Origin of the sequence: Candidatus Nitrosacidococcus tergens (genome assembly GCF_902810445.1) — a bacterium.
GTDB classification, from domain to species: domain Bacteria; phylum Pseudomonadota; class Gammaproteobacteria; order Nitrosococcales; family Nitrosococcaceae; genus Nitrosacidococcus; species Nitrosacidococcus tergens.
In genome coordinates this window covers 1,515,535-1,532,315 of the sequence record NZ_LR778175.1, presented here as the reverse complement: position 1 = coordinate 1,532,315, position 16,781 = coordinate 1,515,535, and the positions used below count along the sequence as shown (strand labels likewise).

Below are 16,781 nucleotides of genomic sequence, written 5' to 3'. Positions count from 1 at the left end.
TGTTAATCAATAGAGTCGATCTGAATCAAGTCGACGAATACTAAGCACTAAAAAGGTAGTGACAATAAGTAGATAATAAATGATATCGCTACTATTAAATTGACCTTCTACTAGTGCTTGATAGTGATGGAGTAAAGAGAGATAGGTAAATATTTCACTTCCCTTCTCCAAAACACCACTACTGCCTATCCAATCAATAATCCAGAGTAGAAGAAGCACACCAAAAGATCCTGTGGCTGCAACAATTGCTTGTTGCGTAAGTGAGGATAAAAATAAACCAATCGCAGTAAAACTAGCAAGTAGTAAGCTTAACCCAAGTGCTCCTGAAACTAAAAGCCCTAAATCAAGGGGGCCGCCGAATAAGAGAGATAGAGGCATTAATAGGAGTAGTAATGCCATAATAGCAAAAAAGATAAGTGTGCCTAAATATTTTCCTAGTACGATTTCAGTCATGGATAAAGGGGCTGAAAATAACAAAGCAAGAGTACGACTACGTCTTTCATCGGCAATTAAGCGCATAGTCATCAAAGGAGCAATAAGTAGCATAATGACTGCTGCATTTTGAAACATAGGCATAGCTACTACTTCAGTGACTCCAGGTGCCTCTGGCATCCCCATAAGCTGAGGTTGAAGTTGCTTAAAGTAAGATACTTGAGCTAAAAACATATACCCTAAAAGGATTTGAGTAACTGCAAGTGTGACCCAAGCCAAGGGGGAAAGGAAAAGGCGACGTAATTCATGCGAAGCAATTGTTAGAATCATCCTTAAGTAGCCTCCTGTTGCGTTTGGTTTTGCTGAGTGATAGCAACAAATATTTCTTCTAAACTATGCCGCTCTGGAGTAAGTTCTCGTAAACGCCAACCTTCATTAGCTGCACGAGTGACCAATTCATCAATAGGATCTTGTTCAGGGTTATAACTGATACGAATTTGACCATCTCCTTCAATAGTAACTTGATTCACCCCTTTAAGCGACATAAGGATTTCTTTTTGTGGAGGCTGGTTAAATCGTACAAAGATACTAGAAGAACCCATCCGATGGCTTAGCCCTTCAATGGTATCTGTTAATACAAGCTCACCTCGATTAATAATCTGTACTCGATCACAAATGGTCTGAACTTCTGGCAAAATATGGGTAGAGATAATGACACTATGCTCTTGTGCTAATTGGCGAATCAGATCCCTAATTTCACGGATTTGAATTGGATCTAAACCTACTGTAGGTTCATCTAAAATAATCACAGGTGGAGAATGGATAATAGCTTGGGCAATACCTACCCGTTGCTGATATCCCTTAGATAGATTACCAATAAGCCTTCCATAGACATTTTTTAAGCCACACCGCTCAACAGCAGTCATCACCGCATTGGTTTGCTGATTATCTGGTATGCGATTAATACGCGCACAAAATGAAAGGTATTCTTTAACTATTAGATCTCGGTAGAGTGGAGGGTCTTCTGGGAGATAGCCTAAGCTTTGTTTTGCTTCTTTAGGCCGATCAAGCAGATCAACCCCATTAATCCAAATTTGCCCAGCACTAGGAGCTAGATTTCCTGTAAGCATTTGCATTGTGGTAGATTTTCCAGCCCCATTAGGGCCTAGAAAACCCAGCACCTCACCTCTACGAACATCAAAACTAACTTCTTTAACAGCACAGTACCCACCATAGTACCGATAGAGCTGTTCTGCACGTATAAGTGTATCTTGATCCATAAAAATAGTATCTATTTGTATTATTTCCGATTAATGTTTATTAATAATACGGGCTTAAGATGTTTGAATACAATAAAAGTTACTAAGAACAGTAGCCCAAGATCTTACTATTATAGTATTCTAAGCACATTATTTGAAATAATTATTAAAAAAAAACAAAAAAGCGGAGATTAAACTTATGTTTTTTGGTCTACTTAATCTATCCTTTTGGGGATATGTAGCAGTTACACTAATATTAACCCATATTACAATTATCAGTGTAACGATTTATCTTCATCGGCACCAAGCCCACCGTGCCTTAGATCTTCACCCATGGCTTGCTCATTTTTTTAGATTTTGGCTTTGGCTAACTACAGGTATCATTACAAAACAATGGGTAGCAGTACATCGTAAACATCATGCCAAATGTGAAAGTCAAGATGATCCCCATAGTCCACAAGTTTTAGGAATTAATAGGGTACTTTGGCAAGGTGCTGATGTATATCGGATATCAGCTAAGGATCAAAAAATTAATGATCAGTATGGTCATGGTACCCCTGACGATTGGGTAGAAAACCATCTCTATACAAAACATGGCAATTCAGGCATTGTATTTATGTTGTTATTAGACTTAGTGTTATTCGGTGTGCCTGGAATTCTAGTGTGGTTGGTTCAAATGATTTGGATTCCTTTCTTTGCAGCAGGTGTGATTAATGGATTGGGGCACTATTGGGGGTATCGCAGTTATGAAGTTGCAGATGCCTCTACTAACCTGCTTCCTTGGGGAATTTTAATTGGTGGAGAAGAATTACATAATAACCATCATGCTTATGGTAGCTCAGCGAAGCTTTCTTCAAAATGGTATGAGTTTGATATTGGTTGGATGTATATTCGTTTGTTTAGAGCATTAGGTTTAGTTCAAATAAAGAAAATTGCTCCAAAGTTGCTTGTTCGCTTTGATAAGCGAGATGTTGATCAGGAAACGGTGCGTGCCGTTATTGCTCATCGTTTTCACTTAATTACTACTTATGGTAAAAAAGTAATTATCCCTGTGCTTAAGGAAGAGGCTAATTACTTCTCAGGTAAGAAGCTATATCAACAAGCTAGGAATTGGCTTACTCGTAATAGTGCTTTGGTAGATTCTAAAGATCAGGCAAAACTAACCAGTATGATCCAGCAGAATCAAAAATTAGAAACAGTTTACAGATTCCGCCAACAATTACAGGAAGTCTGGACTCAAGCTTGGTCAAGCCAAGAAGCTCTTCTGCAAGCTCTTCAAGAATGGTGCTATCAAGCAGAGCAATCTGGGATTAAAGCACTTGAGGATTTTGCCTTTTCTTTGAAAGGCTATGCTCTACAGAAGATATAAAGAATAAATTCTAAAAAAACCCGCTATGTTGCTAGCGGGTTTTTACTTTTATTAGGTAAAAAATAATTTACTTAATTTTTGCCTCTTTATAAAGCACGTGCTTACGTACCACTGGATCGTATTTTTTCATTTCTAACTTCTCTGGAGTAGTACGTTTATTTTTAGTAGTCGTATAGTAGTGGCCAGTGCCTGCACTAGAAACTAATTTAATTTTATCTCGCATAAAAATTACCTCCTATACTTTTTCTCCACGAGCACGCATATCAGATAAAACGTGATCAATTCCTAATTTATCAATAATGCGAAGCCCTTTACTGCTTATCCTTAATCTTACCCAACGCTTTTCGCTTTCTACCCATAATTTATGATGATGAAGATTAGGTAAAAAACGACGTCTTGTTTTATTGTTGGCATGGGAAACATTGTTGCCACTCATAGGGCGTTTCCCTGTTATCTGACATACCTTTGACATTTTTAGTTGTTCCTAGCTAGATTCAAAAAAATAGTGCTATCCCCTTAGTTTTAATAATTCTTATCTAAAATCCGCTAATACCTAATACTCAGTGACAGTAGATCTTTTGAATATTAAATTAATAGATTTTAGTTAAACTACTAGAGCAAGTAATATATTCTCTTAATTCTAAACGAGTCCTCTACCTTATTCCAATTTTTTCTACTTATTCTAATAAAACAATTTTAATTCTCATTAAGAGAGAATAATTAGATGCCCTAGCATTTATAGATAAGGAAAATCCTCAGAATCCGTAATTATATAGTCGGGATTTGGTAGTGTTGGCAAGAAATACCCATAGATATGAGTATGACCCTCTAATAGAGCTTTTACAACTCTATGCATACCATCCATAACTCTTTTATTAGGGCATAAAATAATTGGATAGGTAAGATCTGCTTCTTGTACTAAGCGCATATGATTAGCAATTGATTTACAGGATGGAATTTCGTTGTTGCTGTACCAGTAAGGTTCATTTAGTTCCAATATAGAATTAAGAGGTATTACCTCTATTTTAAGTTTAGAAGTAAGTAAAACTAACTTATGAATGTCCCAAGCTAAGATACCATCAGAGCTATTACGAAAATGGTATTGCTTTCTCATTCTAAAGCAATCAACAGTATTCTACAAAAGTAGATATTACTACACTACTTTAGGCTTTAAAATAATCCTTATACCAAGCAACAAAATTTGCTATCCCATTTGCAATAGGAGTAGCAGGGCAGAATCCTACATCTTTTATTAAATCATCCACATCTGCGTAGGTTGCAGGCACATCACCTGCTTGCATAGGTAGCATATTTTTTTCTGCGGTACGTCCTAAACACTCTTCTAAAATTCGGATAAGCTCCAAAAGCTCTACCGGCTGATGGTTACCAATGTTATATAAACGGTACGGAGCAATACTTGAGCTAGGATTCGGATGATCTCCATTCCAGTTAGGATCATAACTTGGAATACGATCTAGAGTACGAATGACTCCTTCGACAATGTCATCAATATAGGTAAAATCTCGTTGATGATTTCCATAGTTATAAATATCAATAGGTTTATTTGCAAGAATATTACGAGTGAATTTAAATAATGCCATATCCGGTCTTCCCCATGGACCATATACAGTAAAAAAACGTAACCCCGTAGTAGGTAGACGATAAAGATGGCTATAACTATGGGCCATTAATTCATTGGCTTTCTTAGTGGCTGCATAAAGGCTTAAAGGATGATCCACATTATCATGGGTGGAATACGGCATTTTTGTATTTGCTCCATAAACAGAGCTGCTTGAGGCAAATACTAGATGATCAATTTTGTGATGGCGACAGTTTTCTAAGATATTAATAAATCCCTGTAAATTACTATCCACATAGGAGTAGGGATTTTCCAGAGAATAGCGAACACCTGCCTGAGCAGCTAAATTGACGACTCGTTGAGGTTTATGTTGAGTAAATAAAGAATCTATTGCTTTTCGATCTTCTAAGCTGATACGAGCTTCAATAAAAGCAGGATGAGATTGAAAGCGAGCAAGGCGAGCAAGTTTTAAATTTACGTCATAATAGTCATTAAGGTTATCAATTCCAATAACTTCGTCACCCCGTTCAAGTAATTTTTTAGTCAGCGCTGATCCAATAAAGCCAGCACTACCAGTCACTACAATTTTTGTCATTGTTAATTTATTTGTTTACAAGGTGAATTTTGGTAAATAGTTTTTAGAGTCGACCGTCAACATCTTCTTTAGGTAGAAGGTGTTTTACATCGTAGAGAATACTTTTAGGCTTTCCTAATGCCCGTATATATTCAACCCCCATTTCTTTAAATTGATGGTGAGCAACAGCTAAAATGATTCCATCATAGTAATTTTGACGTAACTCAGTGACCAAAGTAAGTCCGTATTCATCTTGTGCTTCTTTAGTATCTACCCAAGGATCATATACATCAATTTGAGCATGGTAGTCTTCCAACTCGACAATAATGTCAATGATTCTTGTATTTCTTAAGTCAGGACAATCTTCTTTAAAAGTAAGGCCTAAAATAAGAATTCGGCTATCAGCTACATGGAGACGGTTTTGGGTCATAAGTTTGACGACTTGATTAGCCACATAGCTACCCATGCTATCATTGATTCGGCGACCCGCTAAAATCATTTCAGGCTGATACCCTACTGCTTGTGCTTTATGAGTAAGATAATAAGGATCAATCCCAATACAATGCCCTCCTACAAGACCAGGACGAAAAGGAAGAAAATTCCATTTTGTTCCTGCTGCTGCGAGCACTTCTTGAGTATCAATTCCTAAACGGTAAAACAGCATAGCCAGCTCATTGATTAAAGCAATATTGACATCTCTTTGGGTATTTTCGATGACTTTTGCTGCTTCTGCAACACGAATGCTACTTGCTTTATGAGTACCTGCAGTGATAATACTAGCATAAAGATTATTTACAAATTCAGATACCTCTGATGTTGATCCTGAAGTAACTTTAAGAATAGAAGTTACTCGGTGTTCCTTATCTCCTGGATTAATTCGCTCTGGACTATAACCTGCAAAGAAATCTTGATTATAGATAAGTCCAGATTCTTTTTCTAAAATGGGAACACATACTTCTTCAGTGGCTCCGGGATAAACAGTAGATTCGAAAATGACTGTATCTCCTTTTTTTAATACCTTTCCTACAGTACAGCTTGCTGACTCTAGTGGTTTAAGATCTGGACGTTTATGATCATCAATAGGGGTAGGCACAGTGACAATATATACATTACAAACAGTGAGATCTTGTATCGTATCTGTATATTGAAGTTGATGAGCTTGAGCTAATAATTCAGGCTCTACTTCTAAGGTACGATCCTGCCCTGCTTTTAGCTCAGAAATACGTTTAGAGTTGATATCAAATCCTAGCGTAGGGAACTTTTTACCAAACTCTACAGCTAAAGGTAAGCCCACATAACCTAGACCAATAATACCGATATGTACTTGAGTAAGTGTTTGCATATTTTATTTATTTTAAAAAAATCATAGAAAAACTTTAATATCCTTTCGGAGTTTTTAGATGCCAATCAGTATTTTGCTGATAGCGATGTGCCATATTGAGTAGTTTAGATTCCTCAAAATAATTACCTATAATTTGTAATCCTATCGGTAATTCATGACTCATTCCAGCTGGAATTGAAATTGCTGGTAGTCCTGCTAAATTTGCCCCAATGGTGTAAATATCAGCTAAATACATTGCAACAGGATCAGCTACTTTCTCCCCAAGCTCAAAAGCAGGAGAAGGTGAGGTCGGACTAATAATTGCATCCACTTGGTTAAATGCTTCTTTAAAATCGTTACTAATAAGATAGCGTAACTTTTGTGCTTTAAGATAATAAGCATCATAATAGCCAGCAGAAAGTACATACGTACCTATTAAAATACGACGTTTGACTTCAGCACCAAATCCCTCACCTCGAGATCGACAATAAAGATCAAATAAATCTTTAGGGTCATGACAGCGATGACCAAAGCGAACCCCATCATATCGAGAAAGGTTAGAAGAACATTCTGCAGGGGCTACTATATAGTAAGTAGGTGCTACTAATTGACTATTAGGTAAATTAATTTCTTTAATTTGAGCACCTAATTTTTCAAATTCCTTAATTCCACCTTCAATAACTGCACCCACATCAGGGGATAATGCTTCACCAAAATACTCTTTGGGAATCCCAATTCTCATACCCTCAAGACTGTTTTCAAGAAAATCAAGATAGGAAGGTACTGGCTCATTGATAGAGGTAGAATCCTGCTTATCAAAACCTGCCATACTACTTAATAATAAAGCAGCATCTTCGGCAGTACGTGTCATTGGTCCCCCTTGATCGAGGCTTGAAGCAAATGCAATCATTCCATAGCGAGATACCCGACCATAAGTAGGTTTTAAACCAGTAATACCGCATAAAGAAGCAGGCTGGCGAATTGATCCTCCTGTATCTGTCCCTGTAGCCATAGGTGTTAATCTTGCAGCTACTGCTGCTGCAGAACCACCAGAGGAACCACCAGGTACCCTGTTATGATTCCAAGGGTTCTTTACTGGACCATAGAAGCTTGTTTCATTACTAGATCCCATAGCAAACTCATCCATATTTGTCTTGCCTAGTAATACAGCACCTGCTGCTTTGAGCTGAGTAACTACAGTAGCATCATAGGGAGCAATAAAATTATCTAGCATTTTAGAGCCACAGCTCGTCTTGAGTCCTGCCGTGCAAAAAATATCTTTATGCGCAATAGGGATACCTGTTAATGGTCCAGCCTTATTTTTTTGTAGCAACGTATCAGCAATTTTTGCCTGTGCAATTGCAGAATCAGGAGCTATAGTGATAAAGCTATTTAAATCCTTATCAAATTGTTCAATCCGATCAAGATAGTGCTGTGTTAGCTCTTGGCTAGTGAACTCACCTGCTCTAAGACTATTGGCCAGTTGAACTAAGGATTTATTATGCATGAACTGTTTTCCAAAAAATTTAATTATTCAATAACTTTAGGGACAAGATAAACACCAGCCTCAACACTAGGGGCATTTACTTGAAAATCCTCTCGTCTATCTATCTCTGTAACTTCATCAGGACGTAGTCGTTGATAAGCCCCTAAGGGGTGAGAAATAGGCGTTATACCTGAGACATCTACTCGATCTATCTGTGCTACAAACTCTAGAATATGACTTAAATTTTCAGTATAAGCAGGAATATCCTTAGTGTTAATCTCAAGCCGTGCTAAATAAGCAATACGTTCAACATCAGAGGATTTTAGTGTCATGATTTTCTTAGTTTCAAATTTGAATTAGTAAATCTAAAGTTTAAGGTAAAAAATAAATCTTCTTATACTTCGTTTAAGAGACGAATTTTTAATCAAAGATCTGAATTATGCAAAAACTTAAACTACTATAAATAACATATTATTTTAGCATTAAGCTAAAATCTAAGTGAACAGTTATAACTAAGTAAAAATACTATTATTCGTTTAGAATGTAGCTCTAAAAGCCACTGATGTGATATTTAAAATTACTATATTAAACTCATTAATGAATAAACACATTTTCTTTATCCTATTTTTTGCCTTATTCATTACTACTGCAGTTACTGCTGATAATAACTCAGTGGAAGTGACTCAGTTCATTCATCATATGGTAAAGCAATATCATTTTGATAAATCAGAATTAGAACAATTATTTGAGAGAGCAAAAATCAATGATAATATCTTGCGGCTAATTTCTAAACCAGCAGAAAAAAGTAAGCCTTGGAGCGAGTACCGTAGTATTTTAGTTACTCCTAAGCGTGTTAAGGATGGCATAAGTTTCTGGAACATAAATCGAGATATTTTATCTCAAGCACAGCAAAAATTTGGTGTTCCTGCAGAAATTATTACTGCGATTATTGGTATCGAGAGTAGCTACGGAAGTAACACAGGTAAATATCATATTTTTGATTCCCTATTTACGCTAGGTTTTCACTATCCTTCAAGAGGCAAGTTTTTTCGTCAGCAGCTAGTGGAATTTTTATTATTAGCTCGAGAGGAAAAAAGGGATCCCTATTGGTTTATGGGATCTTATGCTGGTGCTATGGGGTATATTCAGTTTATGCCAGATAGTTTTCGGAGTTATGCAGTAGATTTTGATCAGGATGGTAAAAGGGATATTTGGGGAAATTCAACAGATGCCATTGGTAGTGTAGCTAATTTTTTAAAGAAAAAGGGTGAATGGCAGAGAGGAGCCCCTATTGCCCAAATGATAAATCCAGGTAACGTAGATTATCAGCAATGGCTACATCAAGGATTAAAGCCCTCTATTCCCTTACAGGCTCTAATAAAGCAAGGAATTAAAATTCCAGGACTACAACCTACTTTTAAAGATAAACTAATTTCTGTATTTGTGCTTGAGGCAGCGGAACAAACCCAAGTACTCCTTGGGTTTTATAATTTTTATGCGATTACCCGATATAATCCAAGTCTTTTCTACGCCACTGCCGTGTACCAACTTGCAGAGGAAATAAAACAACAAGTACGGCAGGAGTAAACACTATTTTTATTAGTGTATGAAGTATTATAGTACGCTTGTTATTTTTTTGTTACTTTTCTCTATCCTCTCGGTTGTTTCCTGTAGCAATCCTAATTTAATTAATCAATATAACAGAAAATATATTTCCCCTTACAAACCTACATATAGCGGAGATAATAGTTCTGAATTAATTCATCTCCCTAGATCAAAAATAAAGTTTGATAAAGAGATTGCTTCTTCTTATGAGATAGATGGGCATCGCTACTATACATTTAAAAACTGCTTAGGATTTGAAGAATCAGGTACTGCTTCTTGGTATGGTGGTACATTTCATGGTCGTACTACAGCTAATGGAGAAACCTATAATATGTATGGCATGACGGCAGCCCACCGTAGTTTACCTTTTGAATGTTACGTACTAGTAACAAACTTAAATAATGGTCGCCAGGTTGTCGTGAAGATTAATGATCGAGGTCCTTTTTATAATAATCGTGTTATTGATCTTTCCTATACTGCTGCTTTAAAGCTTGGTTTAGTAGAACCTGGGACTGGTCCAGTTGAAATACGAGCAATAACACTCGAAACAGTAGATAAAGAAAAATCACCTTCTAAAAATCTTTATATTCAAGTAGGCTCTTTTCAAAACCGGAACGCTGCCACCGAGTTACAAAAAAAAGTGCAGACTACTACTCAATTTCCAGTAGAAATTAATTCTGCTCTACAGCAGCAAGCACTGCTCCATCAAGTGCGGATTGGTCCCATATCCGACGAGAAAATATTTAACAATTTAATTCAAAAACTTCCGAGTATGGGTTTTTCTGACTATGTCATTATTCAATAGGTGAGAATGAAATTACATCATTTATTTTTAATATATTGCGGGCTATTTCTGATAGCGACTAATCCTGCTTTTGGTAAAAAAGAATCATCTAAGCAAAAATGTTTAGGGTATCAAGAGAAGGGAGTAGCTTCTTGGTATGGCAGTAAATTTCAAGGTCGTCCTACTGCAAGCGGAGAGGTTTTTGATGAAAATCAAATGACTGCAGCTCACCGCACTCTGCCTTTTGGATGCTACGTGTTAGTCACTAATTTAAAAAATGATCAGCAGGTCATCGTTAAAATAAATGATCGTGGAGGGTTTCATGGAGAACGAATTATCGATCTCTCCCGTGCTGCAGCCGAAAAAATTGGTTTAGTTAAATCTGGATTAGAGTCGGTCAAAGTAGAGTCTATCAACCTAAAATAATTAAGTATTTATTTGTTAAATTCTTATATTTTATGTTACCTATATAGTATTGGTTTCAAAATTTAATTGATTACTTGATTGGTAAAGATGAAATTGCATCACTTCTTTGTTTTGTATGTTTTTTTCTTGCTCTTTGCAAATACAATTGCTTTTGGAGAGACAGTAATACCTATTCCGGGTCCTCCCTCTGTCAGTGCTAAATCCTATGTTTTAGAGGATTTCAAGACAGGGCAAATCATTGCAGAATCTAAAGCGGATCAGAAAGTTGCTCCTGCTAGTATCACGAAATTAATGACTGCTTATATTGTATTTAGTGAACTTAAGCGAGGTAACCTTCATTTAGAAGATCAAGTACTCATTAGTGAACACGCCTGGAAAACAGGGGGATCACGTACTTTTATCGAAGTAAATACCCGGATACCCGTAGAAATATTGATTAAAGGTATGGTGATTCAATCGGGTAATGATGCTAGCGTTGCCTTAGCAGAGCATATTGCAGGTACAGAAGAAGTATTTGCTGCCATAATGAATCAACAAGCACAAAAACTAGGTATGACTGGATCCCACTTTATGAACAGCACGGGATTGCCTAGTGATAATCATTATGTTACTGCACGAGACATCTCTACTTTAACACGAGCGATCATACAAGATTTTCCTGAATACTATGGCTGGTTCTCTCAAGAGAGTTTTACCTATAACAATATTACTCAATACAATCGAGATACCTTGTTAAAGAGAGATCCTAGCGTAGATGGTCTTAAAACGGGGTATACTAAAGCAGCGGGCTATTGCTTAGTTTCCTCAGCAAAGAGAGAAGATATGCGATTAATTTCTGTGGTTATGGGATCAAAAAGCCCACAATCACGTGCTAATGAGGCGCTTGCTCTATTAAATTATGGATTTCGTTTCTATGAAACTAATAACATTTATAGCGCCCTAGAGCCTATTACTAACGCCTTAGTACGTAGAGGTGCTGAAAAGGAAATACCATTAGGGGTTGCTCATGATTTAGCAGTCGTCCTTCCCAGAGGGCAATGGAAGAAACTATCCTCAGCGATTCAGGTGACAAGCCCTATTATTGCACCCATAAAAAAAGGAGAAGAGCTAGGAGCAATTACCGTTAAATTTAAGAGCGATCTAATTCTAGAAAGACCCTTAATAGCATTAACCACTATCCCAGAAGGAAGTAGATGGCAAAAAATGTCTGACTGGGTTTCCTCTTTTTTCTCTAAAGAAACACCTTGATACCGATTGTCTATCTTAATGGGGCATTCCTACCTTTAACTGAGGCTAAAATTTCCGTATTGGATCGGGGATTTTTACTTGCTGATGGTGTTTATGAGGTGATTCCAGCTTATGGAAAACATTTTTTTCGATTGCGTGCTCATCTAGATCGACTTGAGTATAGCTTACAAGGTATTCATTTAGAAAACCCTATGTCATTGAATCAATGGCAATCTATTTTACAGCAGCTTCTTTTACAAAATGAAGGGCTAGATCAAGCGGTTTATTTACAAATTACTCGAGGTGTTGCACCACGAGATCACGCTTTTCCTAAAGGTATTCAACCCACTGTGTTTGCCATGAGTAACCCTATTAAGCCAGTTCCAGAATATTGGCTACAAAGGGGTATCAGTACAATTACTTTAGAAGATATTCGCTGGCAGTGGTGCCATATTAAATCTATCGCATTACTGGCTAATGTATTATTACGACAAGAAGCAGTAGCTACTGGAATGCAGGAAGCGATTTTATTAAAAGATGATCAAGTCACTGAAGGAGCAGCAAGTAACGTATTTATTGTTACAGGCGATCAATTAAGAACACCACCAGTAAGCTCTGAACTACTCTCTGGTATTACTCGGGATTTAGTATTGGAACTAGCAAGAGAGGCAAATATTTCTTGTAAAGAGACTAAAATCTCTACTCATGATTTGTACCATGCAGATGAAATTTGGCTCACTAGCTCAACCCGAGAGATTTTACCAGTAACTACATTAAATGGGGCTTTAGTAGGTACTGGAAAGCCTGGGGCTAAATGGCAACAACTTAATCATTATTATCAAGCCTATAAAGAAAAAATACGCTTAGGAATGTATCAAAACTAAAGTTGACAACAAGCCAATTCTACGATGTAAAAATAAAAACATTAGGCTGCCAAGAATACTCTCAAATATGGCAAGCTATGCAAGATTTTACCCAGTCTAGAACTGTAGACACCTCTGACGAATTATGGATAGTAGAGCACCCGCCTATATTTACTCTAGGACTTAATGGTAAAATCCTTTATATACGAGATACTAGAGGTATTCCAGTGGTTCACTGTGATCGGGGAGGTCAAGTAACTTATCATGGCCCTGGGCAAATCATCCTCTATACCTTGCTCGATTTAAAACGAAGAGAGCTAGGAATTAAAGTATTAGTAAATATGCTAGAACAGTCAGTAGTCAGTTTATTACAATCAGTTGATCTCTATGGAGAACTGAAAGTAAACGCACCTGGAGTCTATGTGGATAATAAAAAAATTGCCTCTCTTGGGTTACGGGTACGAAAAGGGTATACCTACCACGGATTAAGTATGAATGTGACCATGGATCTCTCCCCGTTTTCCTATATTGATCCTTGTGGTTATCCTGGGTTGGAAGTTACGGATTTAAAGAATTTAGGAGTAACCCTAAATTCAGAAGAGGTTGGACTGGAACTGGCGAAAAACCTAGCTAAACAACTAGAAACTAGATAATGTCTTAAAATGAGTAGTTATTCTCCATCAGAAGAAACAGCACGGGATATTCGAAATTTAAAAGGTGCTTCTAAAGTTGCACGTATCCCCATTAAAATTGAGCCTACGACACAACGGCAGCCTAAACCCAGTTGGATTAGGGCTAAGGCACCTATTAGCCCAGAAGTAACCAGAATAAAAAAATTACTTCGGGAGCACCAATTACACACAGTATGTGAAGAAGCCTCTTGTCCTAATCTAGGAGAATGTTTTGGTCACGGAACAGCTACTTTCCTTATCATGGGGGATATTTGTACCCGTCGTTGTCCTTTTTGTGATGTTGCCCACGGTCGGCCTGATCCCTTAGATATTGAAGAGCCTGAACACTTAGCTAAAGCAGTGCAGGCAATGAAATTGCGCCATGTGGTAGTTACCTCAGTAGATAGGGATGATTTGCGAGATGGTGGAGGATCTCACTTTGCAGCATGTATTCGTGCACTACGTACTTACACCCCTAATACCCTGATTGAAACCTTGGTACCTGATTTTAGAGGGCGTATGGATAAAGCACTTTCCACCCTAATTCTAGATCCTCCTGATATTTTTAATCATAACTTAGAGACTATTCCTCGACTTTATAAAGCAGTGCGACCAGGGGCAGATTATTTATGGTCCTTACGATTACTTGCACGTTTTAAAGAAACTCATTCTAATATTCCAACAAAATCTGGAATCATGCTTGGATTAGGAGAGGACTTAGAGGAAGTAGTACAAGTAATGAAAGATTTAAGAGATCATCAGTGCGATATGCTTACCATAGGTCAATACTTACAACCTAGCCGCTATCACTTAGCTGTCCAACGATTTGTCACGCCAGAAGAATTTCATGAACTAGGAAAAAAAGCCAGGGCAATGGGATTTAGTCGAGTAGCAAGTGGTCCTATGGTACGTTCCTCCTATCATGCAGATATGCAAGCGGCAGGAGAAACAGTTAGGTAACCGTAATAATTAAATTTTTTATTATTTTTAACCATTTAAAAATGGGAGTGTTTATTATTGGATATAAAGAATAACTATTCTCCAGGGCTGGAAGGAATTCCTGCGATTCAATCAAGTATTTCAAATATGGATGGTAAGCAAGGTTCCTTATTTTATCGTGGTTATCCTATTGAAGAACTTGCATGCTATAGCACTTTTGAAGAAGTAATCTTTTTATTACTCAGCGGAGAATTACCTACAGAGAGCAATCTTACCAACTTTGTAAATAAAATAAAAAAAAATTATTTTATACCCTACTATGTAAAGCAAGTTATGGAAGGGTTACCTAAGCATGGATCTTCTATGGCAGCGTTACAAACGGGGATTTCTTCTTTAGGTGTATCTTCTAATAACTATAATATATACGATTTTCAAAATAATGAAGCTTTTGAAATAGCTATTAAAATTATAGGATCTATACCTACTATAGCTGCTCTATGGGATCGAACCACTAAAGAACAAGACTTTGTTCCCCCTCGATCTGATCTCGCTATTGCTCAGAATTTTCTTTATATGCTTCATGGTAAGGTGCCAGATCCACATATTAGTAAAATACTAGATACTTGCCTCATACTCCATGCAGAACATACGATTAATGCGTCTACTTTCGCTACTTTAGTAACAGGATCTACCCTAGCAAATCCCTATAGTGTAATCTCAGCAGCGATTGGCACTCTATCCGGGCCACTTCATGGGGGAGCTAATGAACAGGTTATTAAGATGCTAACTGAAATTGGTAGCCCTGAAAATGTGACTCCATGGCTTGATATGCAGCTACAAAAGAAGCAGAAAATTTGGGGATTTGGTCATCGAATTTATAAAGTAAAAGATCCTCGGGCTAAAATCTTACAAGATCTTATCACTCAACTTACTCACCAAAAAGAAGATAAAGTAAGCCAAATTCTAGAAATTGCTTTTACCCTAGAACAGGAAATGACTGATCGCATGGGTCATAAAAATATTTATCCAAATGTGGATTTTTACTCAGGGATTTTATACACAGAATTAGGAATTCCTACTACTCAATTTACTCCCTTATTTGCTATTGCTCGATCTGCAGGTTGGCTAGCTCACTGGCTGGAGCAACGATCTGATAATCGAATTTTCCGTCCTACCCAAATTTATGTTGGCAACTCTTTGCAATCTTATATCCCCTTAGATAAGCGTTAACTACTATCTAGAAGAATAAAGGTAGTTTATTAGGTGCCCCTGCTTGCTCTTGTACTAACAAGGGGACTAAGTATCCGGGCAATTGGGCACGTAGTTTTTTATATAAACTCTGAGCTTTTATAAGATCTACTTCGAAATGGGCTGCTCCTTGGACTTTATCTAACATATGAAGATAGTAGGGGATGACTCCTACTTCAAATAACCGCTCACTTAGATTTACTAAAGTATCCACTTCATCATTTATTCTCCGTAGTAGCACAGTTTGGTTAAATAGGTAACATCCTATATCTGAAAGTTTTCTAAGTACTGAGACTACATTCTGATCAATTTCATTGGCATGGTTCGTATGAATCACTATAACTCTTTGTAAAGAGGTGTTCGCTAACCAATAAAGTAGTGACTCATTGATTCGTTCAGGAAGTACAATAGGTAATCGAGTATGAATTCTAATCCGCTTTACATGAGGGATATCTTCTAGTTTTTGTACTAAATTAGCTAAACGATTATCAGAGAGTACTAAAGGATCGCCCCCACTTAGAATGACCTCTTTAATACTAGAATCTTGAGCAATATATTGCAGCGCCTCTCTCCAATAATTTTTTACCGCATGATGTTCAGTATAGGGAAAGTGGCGACGAAAGCAGTAACGACAGTGAATAGCACAAGCACCTGTAGTAATTAAGAGTACTCTGCCTATATATTTTTGCAGAACACCGGGTACAGTGGTAGCAGTTAAATCGCCCACTGGATCTAAACTAAAGCTAGGATCTGTTTTATCTTCTATAGCTAAGGGAAATACTTGGAGAAATAAAGGATCATTAGGATCTCCTTTTTTCATTCGAGCAACATAGCTATGGGGTACTCTTAAGGAAAATCCTCGCTCAATAGATTTACTTATTTCTTGAGGATAGCTATCCAATTCCATTAAAGCTAATAATTCCTTTGGATCATGAATAGCGTTAGCAAGCGTTATTTGCCAAGACTGCGGAGAATCTAAAAATTGCTTTATCATAGTG

General features: G+C 37.2%; 19 protein-coding genes. 9 read left to right on the top strand and 10 right to left on the bottom strand.

The window, feature by feature from the left end:
* Positions 1-6 precede the first annotated feature (6 nt).
* Positions 7-762, bottom strand: coding sequence for an ABC transporter permease subunit (locus NSCAC_RS07350; RefSeq protein ID WP_197744166.1), 756 nt, complete (start codon positions 760-762; stop codon positions 7-9).
* Positions 763-764: 2 nt separating this feature from the next.
* Positions 765-1,712, bottom strand: a complete 948-nt coding sequence (locus tag NSCAC_RS07345; RefSeq protein ID WP_197744165.1) for an ABC transporter ATP-binding protein — start codon at positions 1,710-1,712, stop codon at positions 765-767.
* Positions 1,713-1,890: 178 nt separating this feature from the next.
* Here NSCAC_RS07345 and NSCAC_RS07340 point away from each other — a divergent pair, with 178 nt between their 5' ends.
* Entirely contained in the window at positions 1,891-3,060 is a 1,170-nt protein-coding gene (locus NSCAC_RS07340; protein ID WP_197744164.1) for a DesA family fatty acid desaturase, read from the top strand.
* 67 nt (positions 3,061-3,127) lie between these two features.
* Here the strand turns inward: NSCAC_RS07340 and rpmG are convergent, their stop codons facing one another.
* The 7 genes from rpmG to gatC all read right to left on the bottom strand — a co-directional run bounded on the left by rpmG (position 3,128) and on the right by gatC (position 8,352).
* Positions 3,128-3,283, bottom strand: coding sequence for a 50S ribosomal protein L33 (gene rpmG / locus NSCAC_RS07335; RefSeq protein WP_197744163.1), 156 nt, complete (start codon positions 3,281-3,283; stop codon positions 3,128-3,130).
* 12 nt (positions 3,284-3,295) lie between these two features.
* Positions 3,296-3,532: a 50S ribosomal protein L28 gene (rpmB, locus tag NSCAC_RS07330; RefSeq protein WP_197744162.1), complete on the bottom strand. Its 237-nt coding sequence runs from the start codon at positions 3,530-3,532 to the stop codon at positions 3,296-3,298.
* A gap of 264 nt (positions 3,533-3,796) precedes the next feature.
* Positions 3,797-4,174, bottom strand: a complete 378-nt coding sequence (locus tag NSCAC_RS07325) for a hypothetical protein (RefSeq protein ID WP_197744161.1) — start codon at positions 4,172-4,174, stop codon at positions 3,797-3,799.
* Between the two features lie 49 nt (positions 4,175-4,223).
* On the bottom strand, positions 4,224-5,234 hold the full coding sequence (locus NSCAC_RS07320) for an NAD-dependent epimerase (RefSeq protein ID WP_197744160.1): 1,011 nt from the start codon (positions 5,232-5,234) through the stop codon (positions 4,224-4,226).
* Positions 5,235-5,277: 43 nt separating this feature from the next.
* Entirely contained in the window at positions 5,278-6,555 is a 1,278-nt protein-coding gene (gene tviB / locus NSCAC_RS07315) for a Vi polysaccharide biosynthesis UDP-N-acetylglucosamine C-6 dehydrogenase TviB (RefSeq protein ID WP_197744159.1), read from the bottom strand.
* Positions 6,556-6,589: 34 nt separating this feature from the next.
* On the bottom strand, positions 6,590-8,041 hold the full coding sequence (gatA, locus tag NSCAC_RS07310) for an Asp-tRNA(Asn)/Glu-tRNA(Gln) amidotransferase subunit GatA (protein ID WP_197744158.1): 1,452 nt from the start codon (positions 8,039-8,041) through the stop codon (positions 6,590-6,592).
* 23 nt (positions 8,042-8,064) lie between these two features.
* Complete coding sequence (gene gatC / locus NSCAC_RS07305; RefSeq protein ID WP_197744157.1) at positions 8,065-8,352, bottom strand: Asp-tRNA(Asn)/Glu-tRNA(Gln) amidotransferase subunit GatC; 288 nt, start codon at positions 8,350-8,352, stop codon at positions 8,065-8,067.
* Positions 8,353-8,617: 265 nt separating this feature from the next.
* On the opposite strand from gatC, the gene mltB reads away from it, so the two are divergent.
* The 8 genes from mltB to NSCAC_RS07265 all read left to right on the top strand — a co-directional run bounded on the left by mltB (position 8,618) and on the right by NSCAC_RS07265 (position 15,765).
* Positions 8,618-9,607 (top strand): lytic murein transglycosylase B, encoded by a 990-nt coding sequence (gene mltB, locus NSCAC_RS07300; protein ID WP_197744156.1) that lies wholly within the window; start codon positions 8,618-8,620, stop codon positions 9,605-9,607.
* A 19-nt stretch (positions 9,608-9,626) separates the two neighbouring features.
* Positions 9,627-10,430, top strand: coding sequence for a septal ring lytic transglycosylase RlpA family protein (locus NSCAC_RS07295; protein WP_197744155.1), 804 nt, complete (start codon positions 9,627-9,629; stop codon positions 10,428-10,430).
* A 6-nt stretch (positions 10,431-10,436) separates the two neighbouring features.
* A complete protein-coding gene (locus tag NSCAC_RS07290) occupies positions 10,437-10,835 on the top strand; it encodes a septal ring lytic transglycosylase RlpA family protein (RefSeq protein WP_197744154.1) in 399 nt (132 codons plus the stop codon).
* Between the two features lie 87 nt (positions 10,836-10,922).
* Positions 10,923-12,083, top strand: a complete 1,161-nt coding sequence (locus NSCAC_RS07285; RefSeq protein WP_197744153.1) for a D-alanyl-D-alanine carboxypeptidase family protein — start codon at positions 10,923-10,925, stop codon at positions 12,081-12,083.
* The gene (locus NSCAC_RS07280) at positions 12,083-12,946 is read left to right on the top strand and encodes a D-amino acid aminotransferase (RefSeq protein ID WP_197745350.1); all 864 of its coding nucleotides are present in this window, start codon (positions 12,083-12,085) and stop codon (positions 12,944-12,946) included. The genes NSCAC_RS07285 and NSCAC_RS07280 overlap by 1 nt, the downstream gene beginning before the upstream one ends.
* Positions 12,947-12,948: 2 nt before the next feature.
* Positions 12,949-13,578, top strand: coding sequence for a lipoyl(octanoyl) transferase LipB (gene lipB, locus NSCAC_RS07275; RefSeq protein WP_197744152.1), 630 nt, complete (start codon positions 12,949-12,951; stop codon positions 13,576-13,578).
* A 9-nt stretch (positions 13,579-13,587) separates the two neighbouring features.
* Positions 13,588-14,556 carry a lipoyl synthase gene (gene lipA / locus NSCAC_RS07270; protein WP_197744151.1) on the top strand — a complete coding sequence of 323 codons (969 nt, stop codon included), beginning with the start codon at positions 13,588-13,590 and terminating at the stop codon, positions 14,554-14,556.
* Positions 14,557-14,613: 57 nt separating this feature from the next.
* Positions 14,614-15,765, top strand: a complete 1,152-nt coding sequence (locus tag NSCAC_RS07265) for a citrate synthase (protein WP_232085918.1) — start codon at positions 14,614-14,616, stop codon at positions 15,763-15,765.
* A 7-nt stretch (positions 15,766-15,772) separates the two neighbouring features.
* Here NSCAC_RS07265 and epmB read toward each other — a convergent pair whose 3' ends face one another.
* Positions 15,773-16,777 (bottom strand): EF-P beta-lysylation protein EpmB, encoded by a 1,005-nt coding sequence (gene epmB / locus NSCAC_RS07260; RefSeq protein ID WP_197744150.1) that lies wholly within the window; start codon positions 16,775-16,777, stop codon positions 15,773-15,775.
* Between the last annotated feature and the right edge of the window lie 4 nt (positions 16,778-16,781).

What these genes read in the sequence shown, in the direction of transcription:
- NSCAC_RS07350 (WP_197744166.1), bottom strand. Translation starts at nt 762, where the DNA reads ATGATTCTAACAATTGCTTCGCATGAATTACGTCGCCTTTTCCTTTCC.
- NSCAC_RS07345 (WP_197744165.1), bottom strand. Translation starts at nt 1,712, where the DNA reads ATGGATCAAGATACACTTATACGTGCAGAACAGCTCTATCGGTACTAT.
- NSCAC_RS07340 (WP_197744164.1), top strand. Translation starts at nt 1,891, where the DNA reads ATGTTTTTTGGTCTACTTAATCTATCCTTTTGGGGATATGTAGCAGTT.
- rpmG (WP_197744163.1), bottom strand. Translation starts at nt 3,283, where the DNA reads ATGCGAGATAAAATTAAATTAGTTTCTAGTGCAGGCACTGGCCACTAC.
- rpmB (WP_197744162.1), bottom strand. Translation starts at nt 3,532, where the DNA reads ATGTCAAAGGTATGTCAGATAACAGGGAAACGCCCTATGAGTGGCAAC.
- NSCAC_RS07325 (WP_197744161.1), bottom strand. Translation starts at nt 4,174, where the DNA reads ATGAGAAAGCAATACCATTTTCGTAATAGCTCTGATGGTATCTTAGCT.
- NSCAC_RS07320 (WP_197744160.1), bottom strand. Translation starts at nt 5,234, where the DNA reads ATGACAAAAATTGTAGTGACTGGTAGTGCTGGCTTTATTGGATCAGCG.
- tviB (WP_197744159.1), bottom strand. Translation starts at nt 6,555, where the DNA reads ATGCAAACACTTACTCAAGTACATATCGGTATTATTGGTCTAGGTTAT.
- gatA (WP_197744158.1), bottom strand. Translation starts at nt 8,041, where the DNA reads ATGCATAATAAATCCTTAGTTCAACTGGCCAATAGTCTTAGAGCAGGT.
- gatC (WP_197744157.1), bottom strand. Translation starts at nt 8,352, where the DNA reads ATGACACTAAAATCCTCTGATGTTGAACGTATTGCTTATTTAGCACGG.
- mltB (WP_197744156.1), top strand. Translation starts at nt 8,618, where the DNA reads ATGAATAAACACATTTTCTTTATCCTATTTTTTGCCTTATTCATTACT.
- NSCAC_RS07295 (WP_197744155.1), top strand. Translation starts at nt 9,627, where the DNA reads ATGAAGTATTATAGTACGCTTGTTATTTTTTTGTTACTTTTCTCTATC.
- NSCAC_RS07290 (WP_197744154.1), top strand. Translation starts at nt 10,437, where the DNA reads ATGAAATTACATCATTTATTTTTAATATATTGCGGGCTATTTCTGATA.
- NSCAC_RS07285 (WP_197744153.1), top strand. Translation starts at nt 10,923, where the DNA reads ATGAAATTGCATCACTTCTTTGTTTTGTATGTTTTTTTCTTGCTCTTT.
- lipA (WP_197744151.1), top strand. Translation starts at nt 13,588, where the DNA reads ATGAGTAGTTATTCTCCATCAGAAGAAACAGCACGGGATATTCGAAAT.
- epmB (WP_197744150.1), bottom strand. Translation starts at nt 16,777, where the DNA reads ATGATAAAGCAATTTTTAGATTCTCCGCAGTCTTGGCAAATAACGCTT.